14 protein-coding genes are annotated in these 13073 nt (G+C 68.8%); 5 read left to right on the plus strand and 9 right to left on the minus strand.

Translation table 11 applies throughout. The annotated features are described in order from the left end of the window. Nucleotides 1-50 precede the first annotated feature (50 nt). From ACPEH1_RS14695 to ACPEH1_RS14705, 3 genes are all read right to left on the minus strand, one after another. Nucleotides 51-1418, minus strand: a complete 1368-nt coding sequence (locus ACPEH1_RS14695) for an MATE family efflux transporter (RefSeq protein ID WP_136004483.1) — start codon at nucleotides 1416-1418, stop codon at nucleotides 51-53. A 119-nt stretch (nucleotides 1419-1537) separates the two neighbouring features. After that, nucleotides 1538-2104 carry a DUF3106 domain-containing protein gene (locus ACPEH1_RS14700; RefSeq protein WP_136004485.1) on the minus strand — a complete coding sequence of 189 codons (567 nt, stop codon included), beginning with the start codon at nucleotides 2102-2104 and terminating at the stop codon, nucleotides 1538-1540. Next, entirely contained in the window at nucleotides 2097-3101 is a 1005-nt protein-coding gene (locus ACPEH1_RS14705; RefSeq protein WP_153164832.1) for a hypothetical protein, read from the minus strand. Before ACPEH1_RS14705 ends, ACPEH1_RS14700 begins: the two co-directional genes overlap by 8 nt. A 438-nt stretch (nucleotides 3102-3539) precedes the next feature. Between ACPEH1_RS14705 and ACPEH1_RS14710 the strand changes: the two genes are divergently transcribed. Next, entirely contained in the window at nucleotides 3540-5765 is a 2226-nt protein-coding gene (locus ACPEH1_RS14710; RefSeq protein ID WP_313241567.1) for a primosomal protein N', read from the plus strand. Between the two features lie 41 nt (nucleotides 5766-5806). Here the strand turns inward: ACPEH1_RS14710 and ACPEH1_RS14715 are convergent, their stop codons facing one another. Further along, complete coding sequence (locus ACPEH1_RS14715) at nucleotides 5807-6010, minus strand: hypothetical protein (RefSeq protein WP_229296492.1); 204 nt, start codon at nucleotides 6008-6010, stop codon at nucleotides 5807-5809. 103 nt (nucleotides 6011-6113) lie between these two features. On the opposite strand from ACPEH1_RS14715, the gene ACPEH1_RS14720 reads away from it, so the two are divergent. Next, nucleotides 6114-6734 carry a glutathione S-transferase family protein gene (locus tag ACPEH1_RS14720; protein WP_017356738.1) on the plus strand — a complete coding sequence of 207 codons (621 nt, stop codon included), beginning with the start codon at nucleotides 6114-6116 and terminating at the stop codon, nucleotides 6732-6734. A 71-nt stretch (nucleotides 6735-6805) separates the two neighbouring features. On the opposite strand, the gene ACPEH1_RS14725 is transcribed toward ACPEH1_RS14720, so the two are convergent. Further along, entirely contained in the window at nucleotides 6806-7555 is a 750-nt protein-coding gene (locus ACPEH1_RS14725) for an NYN domain-containing protein (protein ID WP_136004493.1), read from the minus strand. 163 nt (nucleotides 7556-7718) lie between these two features. On the opposite strand from ACPEH1_RS14725, the gene ACPEH1_RS14730 reads away from it, so the two are divergent. After that, nucleotides 7719-9008 carry an NAD(P)/FAD-dependent oxidoreductase gene (locus ACPEH1_RS14730; RefSeq protein ID WP_423715985.1) on the plus strand — a complete coding sequence of 430 codons (1290 nt, stop codon included), beginning with the start codon at nucleotides 7719-7721 and terminating at the stop codon, nucleotides 9006-9008. Between the two features lie 12 nt (nucleotides 9009-9020). On the opposite strand, the gene ACPEH1_RS14735 is transcribed toward ACPEH1_RS14730, so the two are convergent. Then, nucleotides 9021-9281, minus strand: coding sequence for a hypothetical protein (locus ACPEH1_RS14735; protein ID WP_153164834.1), 261 nt, complete (start codon nucleotides 9279-9281; stop codon nucleotides 9021-9023). Here ACPEH1_RS14735 and ACPEH1_RS14740 point away from each other — a divergent pair. Together ACPEH1_RS14740 and ACPEH1_RS14745 are read left to right on the plus strand one after the other, a co-directional pair. Then, nucleotides 9280-10368 carry a hypothetical protein gene (locus tag ACPEH1_RS14740; RefSeq protein WP_017356742.1) on the plus strand — a complete coding sequence of 363 codons (1089 nt, stop codon included), beginning with the start codon at nucleotides 9280-9282 and terminating at the stop codon, nucleotides 10366-10368. The genes ACPEH1_RS14735 and ACPEH1_RS14740 overlap by 2 nt on opposite strands. Before the next feature lie 3 nt (nucleotides 10369-10371). Then, nucleotides 10372-11973 (plus strand): hypothetical protein, encoded by a 1602-nt coding sequence (locus ACPEH1_RS14745; protein ID WP_287252767.1) that lies wholly within the window; start codon nucleotides 10372-10374, stop codon nucleotides 11971-11973. 137 nt (nucleotides 11974-12110) lie between these two features. Here ACPEH1_RS14745 and ACPEH1_RS14750 read toward each other — a convergent pair whose 3' ends face one another. Genes ACPEH1_RS14750 through ACPEH1_RS14760 form a run of 3 tightly spaced genes read right to left on the minus strand, consistent with a single transcriptional unit; the run spans nucleotide 12111 to nucleotide 13012 of the window. Further along, nucleotides 12111-12269, minus strand: a complete 159-nt coding sequence (locus ACPEH1_RS14750) for a hypothetical protein (protein ID WP_153164837.1) — start codon at nucleotides 12267-12269, stop codon at nucleotides 12111-12113. A gap of 42 nt (nucleotides 12270-12311) precedes the next feature. Continuing rightward, nucleotides 12312-12635, minus strand: coding sequence for a DUF2004 domain-containing protein (locus ACPEH1_RS14755; protein WP_313241569.1), 324 nt, complete (start codon nucleotides 12633-12635; stop codon nucleotides 12312-12314). Between the two features lie 29 nt (nucleotides 12636-12664). Beyond that, nucleotides 12665-13012 carry a ribonuclease E inhibitor RraB gene (locus tag ACPEH1_RS14760; RefSeq protein ID WP_026070875.1) on the minus strand — a complete coding sequence of 116 codons (348 nt, stop codon included), beginning with the start codon at nucleotides 13010-13012 and terminating at the stop codon, nucleotides 12665-12667. Nucleotides 13013-13073 lie beyond the last annotated feature (61 nt).

A 13073-nucleotide genomic window follows, 5' to 3' on the forward strand; every position in this document is an offset into this window, starting at 1 on the left:
GCCGTATTGCCAGAATAGCCGGTGCCGGCGGATCCGGCATCGGACACAAGTCAGGGTGACGCCTGGGCGAGCCCGATGCGGCGGCTGCTGACGCGAAGACGCCAGGCCATCAGGATCGCCGCCGCGGTCAGGCCCAGGATCAGGCCCAGCCACATGCCCTGCGGCCCCATGCCCAGCCCCAGGCCCAGCCCGGCGCCGAGCGGCATGCCCAGCCCCCAGTACGAGAACATGGCGATGAACATCGGCACCCGGGTGTCCTTGAGACCGCGCAGCGCGCCGGCCGAGAGCACCTGGATGCCGTCCGGGAACTGGAACGCGGCCGCGTACAGCAGCAGCGTGGAGGCCAGGGCGGCCACGCCCAGGTCGGCGGTGTAGACGCCGACGATGGCGTCGTGGCCGAACAGCAGCACCAGCGCCGACAGCGTCTGCGTGCCCAGAATGATCACCAGACCGGCATTGGCCGCGCGCCGCACGCCCAGCCCGTTGCCGCTGCCGACCGCATGGCCCACGCGCACGGTGGTGGCCTCGGCTACGCCCATCGGGATCATGAAGCACAGCTGGGCCACGTTGATTGCGATCTGGTGCGAGGCTGCTTCGGTGGCGCCGAGGCGGCCGATCAGCAGAGCGGTGACGATGAACAGACCGCCTTCCATCAGAACGGTGATGCCGATCGGCAGGCCGGTACGCAGCAGGTCCCAGATTGCCGCCCAGCGCGGCAGCTCAACGTGCGAGAACAGCTGCAGGTGGGCGAAGCGCCTGGTTTTCCACAGGTAGCCGGCAAAGCACAGCGCCTGGAGCCACATCATCGTCGCCGAGGCGATGCCCAGCCCTTCGGCGCCCATTTCCGGGAAACCGAGCTTGCCGTAGCAGAGCACATAGCCCAGCGGCGCCAGCACCAGCAGGCCGCCGAAGCCCAGGATCATGGTTGGCAGCGTCCAGTGCATGCCCTCGCTGAGATAGCGCATGCAGAAGTACAGCGTCAGTGCCGGGCCGCCCCAGCGCACCGCATGCAGGAACGCGGTCGCACCGGGCACAATGTCCGGCGCGATGCCGAATGCCGGCAACAGCGGCGGTACCACCGTGAGGAAGGCGAACATGATCAGGCCCAGGCCGAGCGCCAACCACAGCGCCTGGCGGAACAACGGACCGATCTCACGCTCGCGTCCGGCACCGTGCAGCTGCGACACCGACGCGGTCAGCGAGATCAGGGTGCCGATCGGAATCAGCATCGGCAGCCACAGCAGCGCGGTACCGATGGTGACCGCGGCGAGCGTCTGCGTGCCGTGGTGGCCGGCGATGACGTTGTCGACGAACGAGATCAGGCCGGTGGAAACGTGGCCGAGCACCAGCGGCAACGCAAGCAGACCGGTGGCGCGCACTTCCCGGGAAAGGCGCGGCGTGGGGGTAGCGATGGACATGGGGATCACAGACGGCAACTACGGTCGCGCGCGGAGGGCACAGGCACCGGGTTGCGGCCCGCCATCTTACGCGCGCGGCATGACAAAACCCACGATGCCAAGTGAATGGGCGCGCGGTGTCAGTGGCCGACGTGCTGCTTCAGCCACGCATCGCGGGCGCCCGGCGCCAGCGCCAGGAACTGGCTGCGCACCTGCTCCCGTTCCTGCGGCGGCGTGCGCTGGGCGATCAGGCTGAGCTGGGCGAGCTGGTCCACGCTGAGCTGGCGCAGGACCGCCAGCGCCGGTTCGCGCTGCTCGGCCGGCAGGTAGCCGAACAGGCCCTGCAGCTTCGGGAACGATTGGCCGAGGTGCGGCCCGAGCAGCCAGCCATCACGGAAGCGCTGGTCCTGCTGGGCGAAACGCTCGCGCAGGGTCTGCTGCTGGGCCGGCGTGAGCGCGGCAATGCGGCGTGCCCCGTCGCGGACACGGGCGCGCTCGGACTCGGGCAGCGACTGCCAGATGGCATAGCGGGCGCGCAGCTCGGCCAGTTGGGCCGGGTCCAGCGCGCTGGCGGTGGTCGGAATGGCGGTGCGGGTGGCCGGCACCGGCGTGGCCTCCGACGGCAGCGGCAATGGCACCGACGTCGCCGCCGCAGGGACCGACAGGGTCGCGGCCAGGCAGGCCATCAGCAGGATCGGCTTATTCATCGGCGCCTGCCGTCTCCAGGCCGGCGGTAGCGGGTTCAGGGCGGCTGGGTTGCGGCTGTGACTCGTCCACCGGCACCGGGCCGCCCGCGGCGAACCAGGCGTACAGATCGGCATCGCGGGCCACCGCCAGGTCCGGATCGGCGAGCATTGCCGCATCGCTGGCCGCATGGGCGGCGGCGGCGGGCGCGATGGTCGGCGGATCGGCCTCGGGCAGGGCTTCGGTGCTGACCGGATTGTCCACGGCCACCGCGCCGTCGGGCACGCTGGCGGCCGGATCGACCGCGGAACGGCTGTGCTTCCACCACGTGGCCCCGCCCAGCAGCGCGGCCACCGTCCCCGCCACGATCACCAGGCCGCGCCACGGCACACGGCGCCCCTGGCGGCGGGCCCGGACGCGGGGTGCCGGTGCGGCGTCGGTCTTGACCGGGGTGCGCCACGACGCCGCATCGCTGGGCGCGGCAGGCGCCGCCACCGGCTGCTGCAGGCGCTGCAGGCGCGTGGCCGGCACCTCGCGCAGGCGCTGCTGGACCTGCTCGGCCAGCGCGCGCCAGCCGGCTGCGTCGGGATGGCCCTGGGCATCGCGCGGGCACGCCTCGGCCAGCGCCTGCTGGTAATCGGCGACCGGCAGATCCAGGATCTGTGCCGCAGCGGCCTCGTCCAGGCCCCCGCCGACACGCAGCAGCAGCGCCAGCCGGGCCGGCGGTGCCAGCGTCGGCAGATGGGCCAGCCCGGGCGGCCACTGTCCCCCCGCAGCGGGCACGCGGATCGGGTGGCGGTGCGCCAGCAGGATCCAGAACCGGTCCGGCCATTGGGCCATCGGCACATCGCTGGCGATGCCGGCAAAGGCGCGCATCACCGCCACCAGTGCCTGCTCGGCCACGGTGGGGTCGCCACACTGCAGCTCGGCCACCACCAGGGCACGGCGTTCAACGCCGCGGAGAAACGCCGACAGCGCACCGGCTGCAGTAGAAGAAACGGGGGCGGTCGCAGCCGTCATAGCAACTCCATCAAGTGGGGAAATGATAGCGATTGCGCCGGCCCGTCGGGCATGCCGATGTAGTTGACATGTGAAGGCCCATGCCGACCTCGATGTCGCAATCAGCCGCAGGTTGTGCACAGCACCAACGAAATCGGCAGGAAGTGGCAGCGCCTCACGGGACCGGGGGATGTTTCAACTTTGTTTCACAGATATCTTGTTGTTTTTATTGACTATTGTTATGTGGCTATTTTTTGACCAATCCGACACGAAGGTCGGAAGTTCCTTACCCATCGTCCCAAGATCGGCAGTCGCACACAGACTTATCCACAGAAGATGTGGATAAGCCTGAATCTCCAATCCACACCGATATTTAGGTGCGATTTATTCTTCTCGCCGCATGGCGAGACTGTCTCGATGCACGGCCGACGGGTCCGGTTGGGCCGCTACACTGCACCGATGTCCAGCCCCGTTCTGCCCCGGTCGGCGTCTGCCCGACCCGATCCGACCCCGTCCTTCCCGACCCTGCGCGTGGCCCTGCCGGTGCCGCTGCCGCAGCTGTTCGACTACGCGCCGCCGCCCGGGACCGCCGCCGTACCGGGCCAGGTCGGTTGCCGGGTACGGGTGCCGTTCGGGGCGCGCGAGCTGATCGGCATGGTGGCCGCGGTCGGCGCGGTGGACAGCCCGGACAGCCTGCGGGAGGCGCAGGCGTGGATCGATCCGCAGCCGCTGCTGGGCGGCGAACTGTGGGCCTCGTTGCAGTGGCTGGCGCGTTACACCCACGCCCCGCTCGGTGAGGTGGTGAGTACGGCGCTGCCGGCGCCATTGCGGCGGGGCGATCCGGTGCCGGACACCCATCCGTGGGGCTGGCAGCTCACCGCCGAGGGCACGCAGCAGCGTGAGCGGCTGCGCGCGGGCACCCGCCCGCAGCGCCTGGCAACCTGGCTGGCCGACGGGCCGGTGGACGAGGACCGGCTGGATGGCCTCATGGACGACTGGCGCAGCGCCGCACGGTCGCTGGCCAAGCGCGGACTGGTGGAGCGGGTGGCGCTGGCCCATTCGGCGCCGGCGGTCAGCGTGCGCGCCGCGCCTGCGCCCAATCCCGAACAGGCCGACGCGATCGCCGCGATCAGCGCCGCCACCGGTTTCGCCCCGTTCCTGCTCGACGGCGTGACCGGCAGTGGCAAGACAGAGGTGTATCTGCAGGCCATCGCCACCTGCCTGGCGCAGGGCCGGCAGGCACTGGTGCTGGTGCCGGAGATCGGCCTCACACCGCAGACACTGTCGCGCTTCCGCACCCGCTTCGGCATTCCGGTGCATGCGCTGCATTCGGGCCTGAACGACAACGAGCGCGCCCGCGTATGGGCCGCCGCCGCCCGTGGCGAGGCGCAGATCATCGTCGGCACGCGCTCGGCGGTATTTACCCCGCTGCCCAACGCCGGGTTGATCGTGGTCGATGAAGAGCACGACGGCAGTTACAAGCAGCAGGACGGCATCCGCTATCACGCCCGTGATTTCGCGCTGGTGCGCGCCAAGGCGCTGGATGTGCCGGTGGTGCTGGGCAGTGCGACGCCGTCGCTGGAATCGCTGCACAACGCGCAGGCGGGGCGTTACATGCACCTGCGCCTGAAACAGCGGGCCGGCGAGGCACGGCCGCCGCGCGTGCGGGTGCTGGACGTGCGCAAGCGGCCGCTGCGCGATGGGCTGTCACCGGACGTACTGGACGGCATCGCCCAACACGTGCAGGCCGGGCACCAGGTGCTGGTGTTCAAGAACCGCCGCGGCTACGCGCCGGTACTGCTGTGCCATGACTGCGGCTGGACCGCGCCCTGCCAGCGCTGCGATGCACCGATGACCGTGCATGCCGGCGGGCGCCGACTGCAATGCCATCACTGCGGTGCGCGCCAGGCGGCGCCGTTGGCCTGCCCGGACTGCGGCAGCCTCGCTCTGCAGCCGCAGGGGATCGGCACCGAACGACTGGAGGAGCATCTGGTCGAGGCATTCCCCGAGGTGCCGGTGATCCGCATCGACCGTGGCACCACCGGCAAACGCGATGCACTGGAGACCCAGCTGGCCACGCTCGGCGACCAGGCCGGCATCCTGGTCGGCACGCAGATCCTGGCCAAGGGTCACGACCTGCCCAAGCTCACGCTGGTGGTGGTGGTGGGCATCGACGAAGGGCTGTTCTCGGCCGACTTCCGCGCCAGCGAGAAGCTGGCCCAGCAGCTGATCCAGGTGGCCGGTCGGGCAGGACGCGCCGAGCATCCCGGTGAGGTCTGGTTGCAGACCCATCATCCGGGACATCCCCTGCTGGACACCCTGGTCAATGGCGGCTACCACGCGTTTGCCGCGGCAGAGCTGCAGCAGCGCGAAGCGGCCGGGTTCCCGCCGTTCGCGCATCTGGCTCTGCTGCGTGCCGAAGCGCAGCAGGTGGAGCATGCCAACGCCATGCTGATGGCGGTGCGCGCACTGGTACCGGATGACGCGGTGATCGAACGCTACGGCCCGATGCCGGCCCCGATGCCGCGCCGCGCCGGCTATCAACGCGTGCAGCTGCTGCTGTCGGCCCCCGCGCGCGGACCGTTGCATCGGGCGCTGGACCAGGTCACCCCGCAGATCTCCGCACTACCGCAGGCGCGGCGCGTGCGCTGGTCGCTGGATGTGGACCCGACTGACCTGTACTGAACGCTGCGCGCGTCGGCCCGCGCCCTCTCCGATACGCGATGTCAGTGCTGCAGCAAGGCCAACGGTCGCGCGTCGGCGTTGGCGCGTCCCTCTGCGAAACCCTCGACCACATCCGGCACGACACCGCTGACCAGCAACACCAGCGCGGCCGCCACCAGCATGGTGCGGCGGTTGCGGCGATAGCCCACCACCAGCAACACCGCGCCGACCACCAACAGCCCCAGTTCCAAGACGTACATCCCCATCCGTTTCGCTCCTTGAAGGTGACCGTGACGCGGTCGATCGGCGTATCGTAGCCGCACCGCGCGGCCATGTGGCGCGCATTCCATTCGAACGGGAAGCCTGACCATGCTGAAGATCTGGGGCCGTCGCAATTCCAGCAACGTGCGCAAGGTGCTGTGGTGCGCCGAAGAAATCGGAGCGCCGTACGAGTCGATCGAGGTTGGCGGCGCGTTTGGCGGCACACAGTCGCCGGAGTACCGTGCGATGAATCCCAACGGCCTGGTGCCGGTGATCGAAGACCACGGCCTGCCGCTGTGGGAATCCAACACCATCGTGCGCTATCTGGCCGCGCGTTATTCGCTCGGCACGCTGTATCCGGAAGATGTGGTCGAGCGTGCGCAGTCGGAGAAGTGGATGGACTGGACCACCTCCACCTTTTCCGGCGCCTTCCGCGATCTGTTCTGGGGCACGCTGCGTACCGCCCCGGCCGACCGCGACGACGCGCGCATTGCGGCCGCGCTGGTGCGCTCGGGTGAGCTGCTGGCGATGGCCGACGATGCATTGTCGCGCCAGCCTTGGTTGTCCGGCGAGCGCTTCGCGATGGGCGACATTCCGCTGGGCGCCTTTGCCTACGCGTGGTTCGAAATGCCCATCCAGCGCCCCGCGCTGCCGCACCTGGCCGACTGGTACGAGCGCCTGAAGCAGCGGCCCGCGTACCAGCGCGGTGTCATGACGGCGTTGACCTGAGCCGGGACCTCGCCGGTAGCGACGACCGCTGGTCGGCTCAGGCGCGCAGCGCAGCCGACCAACGGTCGGCGCTACCGGGCGCTTTTCCTGGGGAGCGCGCGGACGTAGGTCGACTTGCCGTCCTTCTTCATTTCGAACAGGCCCGTCGCGGCCAGCAGCTCGCTCAGCTTGGCGTAGCCGTAGTTGCGCGAGTCGAACGAGGCCTGATTGCCGATCTGGCTTCCGACCGGGCCCAGGTGCGACCAGCCATCCTCGGCTTCGGCCGACGCCACCGCGCGGCGCAGCATCTGTACCAGGCGGGTGTCGCTGCGCAGCTCCGGGCCGGTCTTGCGCGGCCGCGCTTCCTCGTTGTCCTGCTCCACTTCCGGGTCGGCAGCGTGGCCCTGTCCCAGCGCTTCGAGGTAGGTGAACTTCGAGCAGGCGTTGACGAACGGTTCCGGCGTTTTCTTCTCGCCGAAGCCATACACCTTCACCCCGTCGGTCAGCAGGCGCATCACCAGCGGGGTGAAATCCGCATCGCTGGAGACGATGGCGAAGCCGTCCAGGTTGCGCGCATACAGCATGTCCATCGCATCGATCACCATCGCCATGTCCGACGCATTCTTGCCCCGGCTGTACGCGAACTGCTGGATGGGGCGGATCGCGTAGGCGTGCAGCACCGATTCCCAGCCTTTCAACCGCGGGCTCTTCCAGTTCCCGTAGGCGCGGCGCACGTTGGCCACGCCATAGCGCGCCACCTCGGCCAGTACCACGTCGATCTTCGACGACGGCGCATTGTCGGCATCGATCAACAGGGCGATGCGCTTTTCCGGTTCGGACATCTCGACCTCCAGTGCGGATGGACACAGGCCGCCGGCAAGCGCGACCGCTGCTGAACCCAGTATCGACCATCCACGTGAACATCGCGCGTCACGTGCGACGATACGACGCGTCGACAACGTTCCCACGGTGCCGGATGGCCGGCCCCAGCCCAGGAGTGACTGCATGACCCGCGCCCCCCTGCCCCACCTGGTCGTCATCGGTGGCGGTTTCGCCGGCCTCTGGGCCACCCGCGCATTGGCCAGGGCGCACGTCCGCATCACCCTGGTGGACCGCCGCAACCACCACCTGTTCCAGCCGCTGCTCTACCAGGTGGCCACCGCCGGCCTGTCTGCACCCGATATCGCCGCACCCCTGCGGCATATCCTCGGCAACCAGCGCAACGTCGAGGTGCGACTGGGCGAAGTCACCGCGATCAACAAGCACGCCCGCAGCATCACCCTCGCCGACGGCAGCCAGCTCGGCTACGACATGCTGATGCTCTGCACCGGGGCCACGCATGCCTACTTCGGCCACGACGAATGGGCCGCCGACGCGCCAGGCCTGAAAACCCTGGACGATGCGATCGCACTGCGCCGCAAACTGCTGCTTGCCTTCGAGCGCGCCGAGGCCGAACCGGACCCGGCGCGCAAGGCCGCCTGGCTCAGTTTCGCCGTGGTCGGCGGCGGCCCGACCGGTGTGGAGCTGGCCGGCACGCTGGCCGAGATCGCGCGCCACACATTGCGCAACGAGTTCCGTCATATCGACCCGGCCAGCGCCAAGGTCCGCCTGGTGGAGGCCGGTCCGCGCGTGCTGTCCAGCTTCCCCGAGGTGCTCTCGCTGAAGGCGCGTCGCCAGTTGGAGAAGCTCGGCGTGGACGTCCTGACCGGCACGCCGGTGACCCACATCGATGGCGAGGGCTTCCAGCTGGGCGACCGGTTCTTTGCCGCCCGCACCGTGGTCTGGGCCGCTGGCGTGGCGGCCTCGCCGCTGGCCCGCACGCTCGACGTCCCGCTGGACCGCGCCGGCCGCGTGCCGGTGCAACCCGACCTCACGCTGGACGGTCACCCGGAGATCTTCGTGGCCGGCGATCTGGCTGCCATCAGCCAGGCCGACGGCAAACCGGTACCGGGCGTTGCGCCCGCCGCCAAACAGATGGGCAAGCACGTCGCCGCGACCATTCGCGCGCGGCTGGAGGGCAAGCCCACGCCGGGCCCCTTCGCGTACCAGGACGTCGGCAACCTGGCCACGATCGGGCGCATGGCGGCGATCGTGCACCTGGGCAGGCTGCAGCTGTCCGGCGTGCTCGCCTGGTGGTTCTGGCTGGCCGCGCACGTGTTCTTCCTGATCGGCTTCCGCAACCGCATCGTGGTGCTGCTCAACTGGGCCGTGGCGTACTGGAGCTACCAGCGCAGCGCGCGGATCATCTTCGGCGACGACCGCGACGACCGACGGCTCCGTCCCCCGTCACCCTGAGCCCGGCGGCACTCAGCCGGGCGGGCGACGGGCGACGTCGATGCGTGGCGTGCGCAGGTGCCTTACGCTGGCGGTGACGGCCTCCGGTGCGGTGTCGTCCCGCTTCGCCGGCCACACGTCGCGGACTGTCCCGCAGGCAGCGTGCAGGCGTTGCGCATGGTCGTGCGCGTCGCCATCGCGGATCACCACGTTGCGACCACGCGGACCCGGATTCGACGACCGCCGGGATCGGCGGTAGAGTCGCGGCAGTTTCTTCAGGGGGAGAAGCCGCATGACGCATCACCGTCAGGTACGAGGCTGGCCGCTGGCCCTGTCGGCCCTGCTGGCCGGTTGCAGCGCGACCACCGGTATCGGCGTGAAGGACGTCCCGTACCCGACGGTGCGCAGCAGTTGGGCGCAGGCCGGCATCACCGATGCACGCCAGCCGTTCTCCGCCGTGTTCTGCCGGCACCTGCAGGCCACGCCCGCCACGGCGATGCAGGACTGCGCGCGGTGGTGGTGGCCGATCGAGGCCGGGGCCACCGGCGTCGCCGACCGGCCCCTGTCCGACCCGCTGCCCGCCACACGCGATCTGGTGATCATCCCCGGCATCTTCGGCGAGTGCGTGGCACCGTGGGTAACGCCCTTCTCGCACGACCATGCGGCGCTGGCAGCGCTGGGCTACCGGGTCAGCGTGGCGGACGTGGAGGGGCGCGCGTCCGCGGCGCGCAACGCCGACCACCTGCATACCCACCTGGCACGGCTGCCGGAGGGTGCCAACGCCGTGATCATCGCCTATTCCAAGGGCGCCACCGACGTGATGCTGGCGGCCAGCCAGCCACAGGCTGCTGCGTGGCGGCACAAGGTATCGGCCCTGATCGCCGTGGCCGGCGCGGTGCAGGGCTCGCCGCTCGCGGATGACGGGCACACGCTGTATCGCGACCTGGCGCGGTTCGATCTGCCCACCTGCGACCGCAGCGATGCCGGGGGCGTCCGCAGCCTGACGCATGCGGAGGCCATGCGCGTCGCCGACGCCTTTGCGGCATCGCGTCCGCCGTTTCCCACCTACAGCGTCGTCGCCGTTGCCGATCGTGGCAACGTCAATTCCCTGCTCGCCGGCACGCACGCGTGGCTGTCGCTGATCGACGCGCGCAACGACGGACAGGTGCTGCTGGAAGACGCCGTGATTCCCGGCAGCACGGTGCTGGGCGTGTTCCGTGCCGACCACTGGTCGATCGCGCTGCCGTTCGAGGACAGCCCCGCCCCGCTGATGCGCCCGTTCCGGCGCAACAACCACTTCCCCCGCGGCCCATTGGTCCGGGCAATGCTGGAGTTCACTGCCCCAGTGGCCGCGTCACGTGTCACCACCAAGGAGGAGTAGTGCATGCACAAGGTACTGGTTGCCGCCGCGTTGGCGGCGTGTTCGGCGTCGGCGTTGGGCGCGGAGGAAACGACATCGCCCACGCAGGTGTTCTTCCTGGCGGATCCGCAGATCCACAACGTGTACGGCGCCGCGCTGAAGCAGATGTTTCCGGTGTCCAACTGGGTGTCGGGCGTGGCGATCCGGCCGCCGGAGGTCAACCTGCTGGCGCCGCTTGTGCTGAGGCACTCACTGACCCGTGGGATGGAACAGCTGCCAGCGGACAATCGCCTGGTCGTCGTATTGGGAGATGGAACCAACATTGGCTGTAGCGGCGAGGCCGAGGTATTCGATGCGGAGTTTCGACGTTCCGATACCACGATCCGCCTGATGGCACACGGCAATCACGACAGTTACCTGATGGGCACCGTGAACTCGTATGGGCCCCGTCCAGAGGATACCCGCCCGCTTGATCACATGAGCAGGGCGCCGCTGCCGGTGGACGAAACCTGGTACACCGCGACGCCGTCTCCTGTGGTCACCGGCACCAGTATGGCCAACCGCAACTGGGCCGACGGCTGCTATCAGCCTGTCCGGAACGGGGGGCAACCCGGCACCCCGATGAACAAGGTGCGCTGGATGGCACGCTATGCAGCGAGCCTTGAGGCGCAGGGGTTGGTCCAGACACCGGGCGGCACGGCAAAGCACGGGGGACTGCGATTCACGGGTAGCGCCGTGCCTGGGACACCGCTGGCTGCACTGAACTATCGCTCCGAAGGCATCTGGTACCGCCCGAAGCAGTCCACGACGCCTGGACACTCGGACTACGCCCGCAGCTGGAACTCGTACATGGTGCAGGCCGTCGACCTGGATGCGCGACACACCCTGGTGCTGATCGATACGTCCGTGTGCCAGAACGCCCGCGGCGGTCCCTCGTATGTGCTCAGCAATGCCGGACAGAATGCCTGTCTCGGCTGGGAGCAGTACGCAACGCTGACAAGGATGCTGGATGGCATGGCGGATGAGAGGAGCCTGATTGTCGGCGGTCATTTCCCGCTCAACGATCTCAAGGGAGATCGCAGGAAACTCATCGCGCTGTTCAACAAGGTGCGCCCCGCAGGGTGGACCTACGTCTCGGGGCACACCCACCACGCAATCACCAGCAGGAAATACGGCAACGGTGTGGATGTGAACATCGGCTCCACAACCGACTGGCCGATGGAAAGCCACGTCCTGGGCTTCGCCGCTGATGCGCCTACGGTGGTGGACACGAAGTCGCTGGTGATCGGGACCACCATTGCCCAGCCGATGACGTATCGGGCAGGAACGCAGATGGGCGGAAAGTACTCCGAGCTGTGCCGCCATCTCCCCGTGGCCAGGGCCCTCGCCGACGCCTCCCCGGAAACAGCGGGCACGCTGTGGGTGTCCCCCTCACTGACGACGACACAGTGCGACGCCATCCAGGCCGACTGGGCGAAGCACGCCCAGGTTTTGATGGACGACCAGGAGCGGATCTCCAAGCGCTTCGACGACGAGCCGCGATACCGGGACTTCGTGCTGTCGGTTGCGGCAAGCGCCAGCCTGCACGAGCACAGGTCCTTCAGCCTCGGCAACTACCTCCCCTGAGCGCTCCCTGCAGCGCCCGGTGCCTGCCGGGCGCTGCATCCGCGCCCCACGTCAGTCGTCGATGGCGTCGATCACGCCGGTGCCGTGGCGGACGCACACGGTGAGGATCGGCCCTGGTCCGATTCGCGGCTCCGGTCTCACGCATTGGCGGAATCGGCGTCCAGCGGCACGCCCACCGCGCACAGCCACATTGACGCCGCCACGCGCGGGGCGGCACCCGACGCGCCGCCCATTGCAGCCGCGCCGGCTCTGCCTCGCCAGCGGTCCCCGCCCGCCCCTTCTTCCATCGTCGTCATGACACGCTGCTCCTTGTGTCGGGTCGTGCGGGACGGACCCGGTCAGCTTTCCATCGAAATGCCGTCGATCACGCCTGCGTCGTCGAAATGGACCGACAGCACGTACTGGGTGACGTCGCCCGGCAGGGTGAAATCGATGTACTCCATTTTATCTTCCCCCCATGCCGAGGCGAACTGGAGCAGGCCGATGATGCTGGCGGTATCCGGTTCGGTCTGGCCAAGGTATTGGCGCCAGTAGCTGGCCGGCAGTTCCTCGCGATGATGGCTGGCGAACAGGTCGACCCCGTCCTCTGCGGCCTCGGTACCGATGGCCTGTTTTATCGCGGCCAGGGCATCGGCCTGCCGCTGCGTTGCAATGTCGGTCATGTGCGTTCCTTGTTCATGCGGGCGTGCGGTCAACTGGCCTGCGACATGCAGCCCCAGCCGTCGACCTTGCCACTGTAGGACACCGCCTCGCTGACCAGCAGGCCTTCGAAGCCGGCGATGTTCTGGTAGGTCGGGATCATCAGCGGATGCACCACCACCTGCCACGGGAAGTCCTCGTTCTCTTCATAGGCGGAGAACGACACCTTCTGCTCGTTGCGCAGCAGGTGCACCGCAAACGCGATGGCGACGTCTTCGGTCGGGAAGATCAGCGCGAAGTCCACTTCGCGGGGAATGGTCAGGTCGTCGCCGTCCTGCAGCATGTTCCACAGCACATCGCCGTTTTCGTCTTCCGGGTACAACGCAACATCGCGGGTCATGGCAATCCAGAGTGGGTGGTCTGCAGGGATTGTCGGCCAGGATCGCGTGGGCGACCAGTGG

Source organism: Stenotrophomonas sp. NPDC077421 (genome assembly GCF_049545505.1).
Lineage (GTDB): Bacteria > Pseudomonadota > Gammaproteobacteria > Xanthomonadales > Xanthomonadaceae > Stenotrophomonas > Stenotrophomonas nematodicola.

Coding starts and splice junctions, on each gene's coding strand:
- ACPEH1_RS14695 (WP_136004483.1), bottom strand. CDS start 1,418: ATGTCCATCGCTACCCCCACGCCGCGCCTTTCCCGGGAAGTGCGCGCC.
- ACPEH1_RS14700 (WP_136004485.1), bottom strand. CDS start 2,104: ATGAATAAGCCGATCCTGCTGATGGCCTGCCTGGCCGCGACCCTGTCG.
- ACPEH1_RS14705 (WP_153164832.1), bottom strand. CDS start 3,101: ATGACGGCTGCGACCGCCCCCGTTTCTTCTACTGCAGCCGGTGCGCTG.
- ACPEH1_RS14710 (WP_313241567.1), top strand. CDS start 3,540: ATGTCCAGCCCCGTTCTGCCCCGGTCGGCGTCTGCCCGACCCGATCCG.
- ACPEH1_RS14715 (WP_229296492.1), bottom strand. CDS start 6,010: ATGGGGATGTACGTCTTGGAACTGGGGCTGTTGGTGGTCGGCGCGGTG.
- ACPEH1_RS14720 (WP_017356738.1), top strand. CDS start 6,114: ATGCTGAAGATCTGGGGCCGTCGCAATTCCAGCAACGTGCGCAAGGTG.
- ACPEH1_RS14725 (WP_136004493.1), bottom strand. CDS start 7,555: ATGTCCGAACCGGAAAAGCGCATCGCCCTGTTGATCGATGCCGACAAT.
- ACPEH1_RS14730 (WP_423715985.1), top strand. CDS start 7,719: ATGACCCGCGCCCCCCTGCCCCACCTGGTCGTCATCGGTGGCGGTTTC.
- ACPEH1_RS14740 (WP_017356742.1), top strand. CDS start 9,280: ATGACGCATCACCGTCAGGTACGAGGCTGGCCGCTGGCCCTGTCGGCC.
- ACPEH1_RS14735 (WP_153164834.1), bottom strand. CDS start 9,281: ATGCGGCTTCTCCCCCTGAAGAAACTGCCGCGACTCTACCGCCGATCC.
- ACPEH1_RS14745 (WP_287252767.1), top strand. CDS start 10,372: ATGCACAAGGTACTGGTTGCCGCCGCGTTGGCGGCGTGTTCGGCGTCG.
- ACPEH1_RS14750 (WP_153164837.1), bottom strand. CDS start 12,269: ATGACGACGATGGAAGAAGGGGCGGGCGGGGACCGCTGGCGAGGCAGA.
- ACPEH1_RS14755 (WP_313241569.1), bottom strand. CDS start 12,635: ATGACCGACATTGCAACGCAGCGGCAGGCCGATGCCCTGGCCGCGATA.
- ACPEH1_RS14760 (WP_026070875.1), bottom strand. CDS start 13,012: ATGACCCGCGATGTTGCGTTGTACCCGGAAGACGAAAACGGCGATGTG.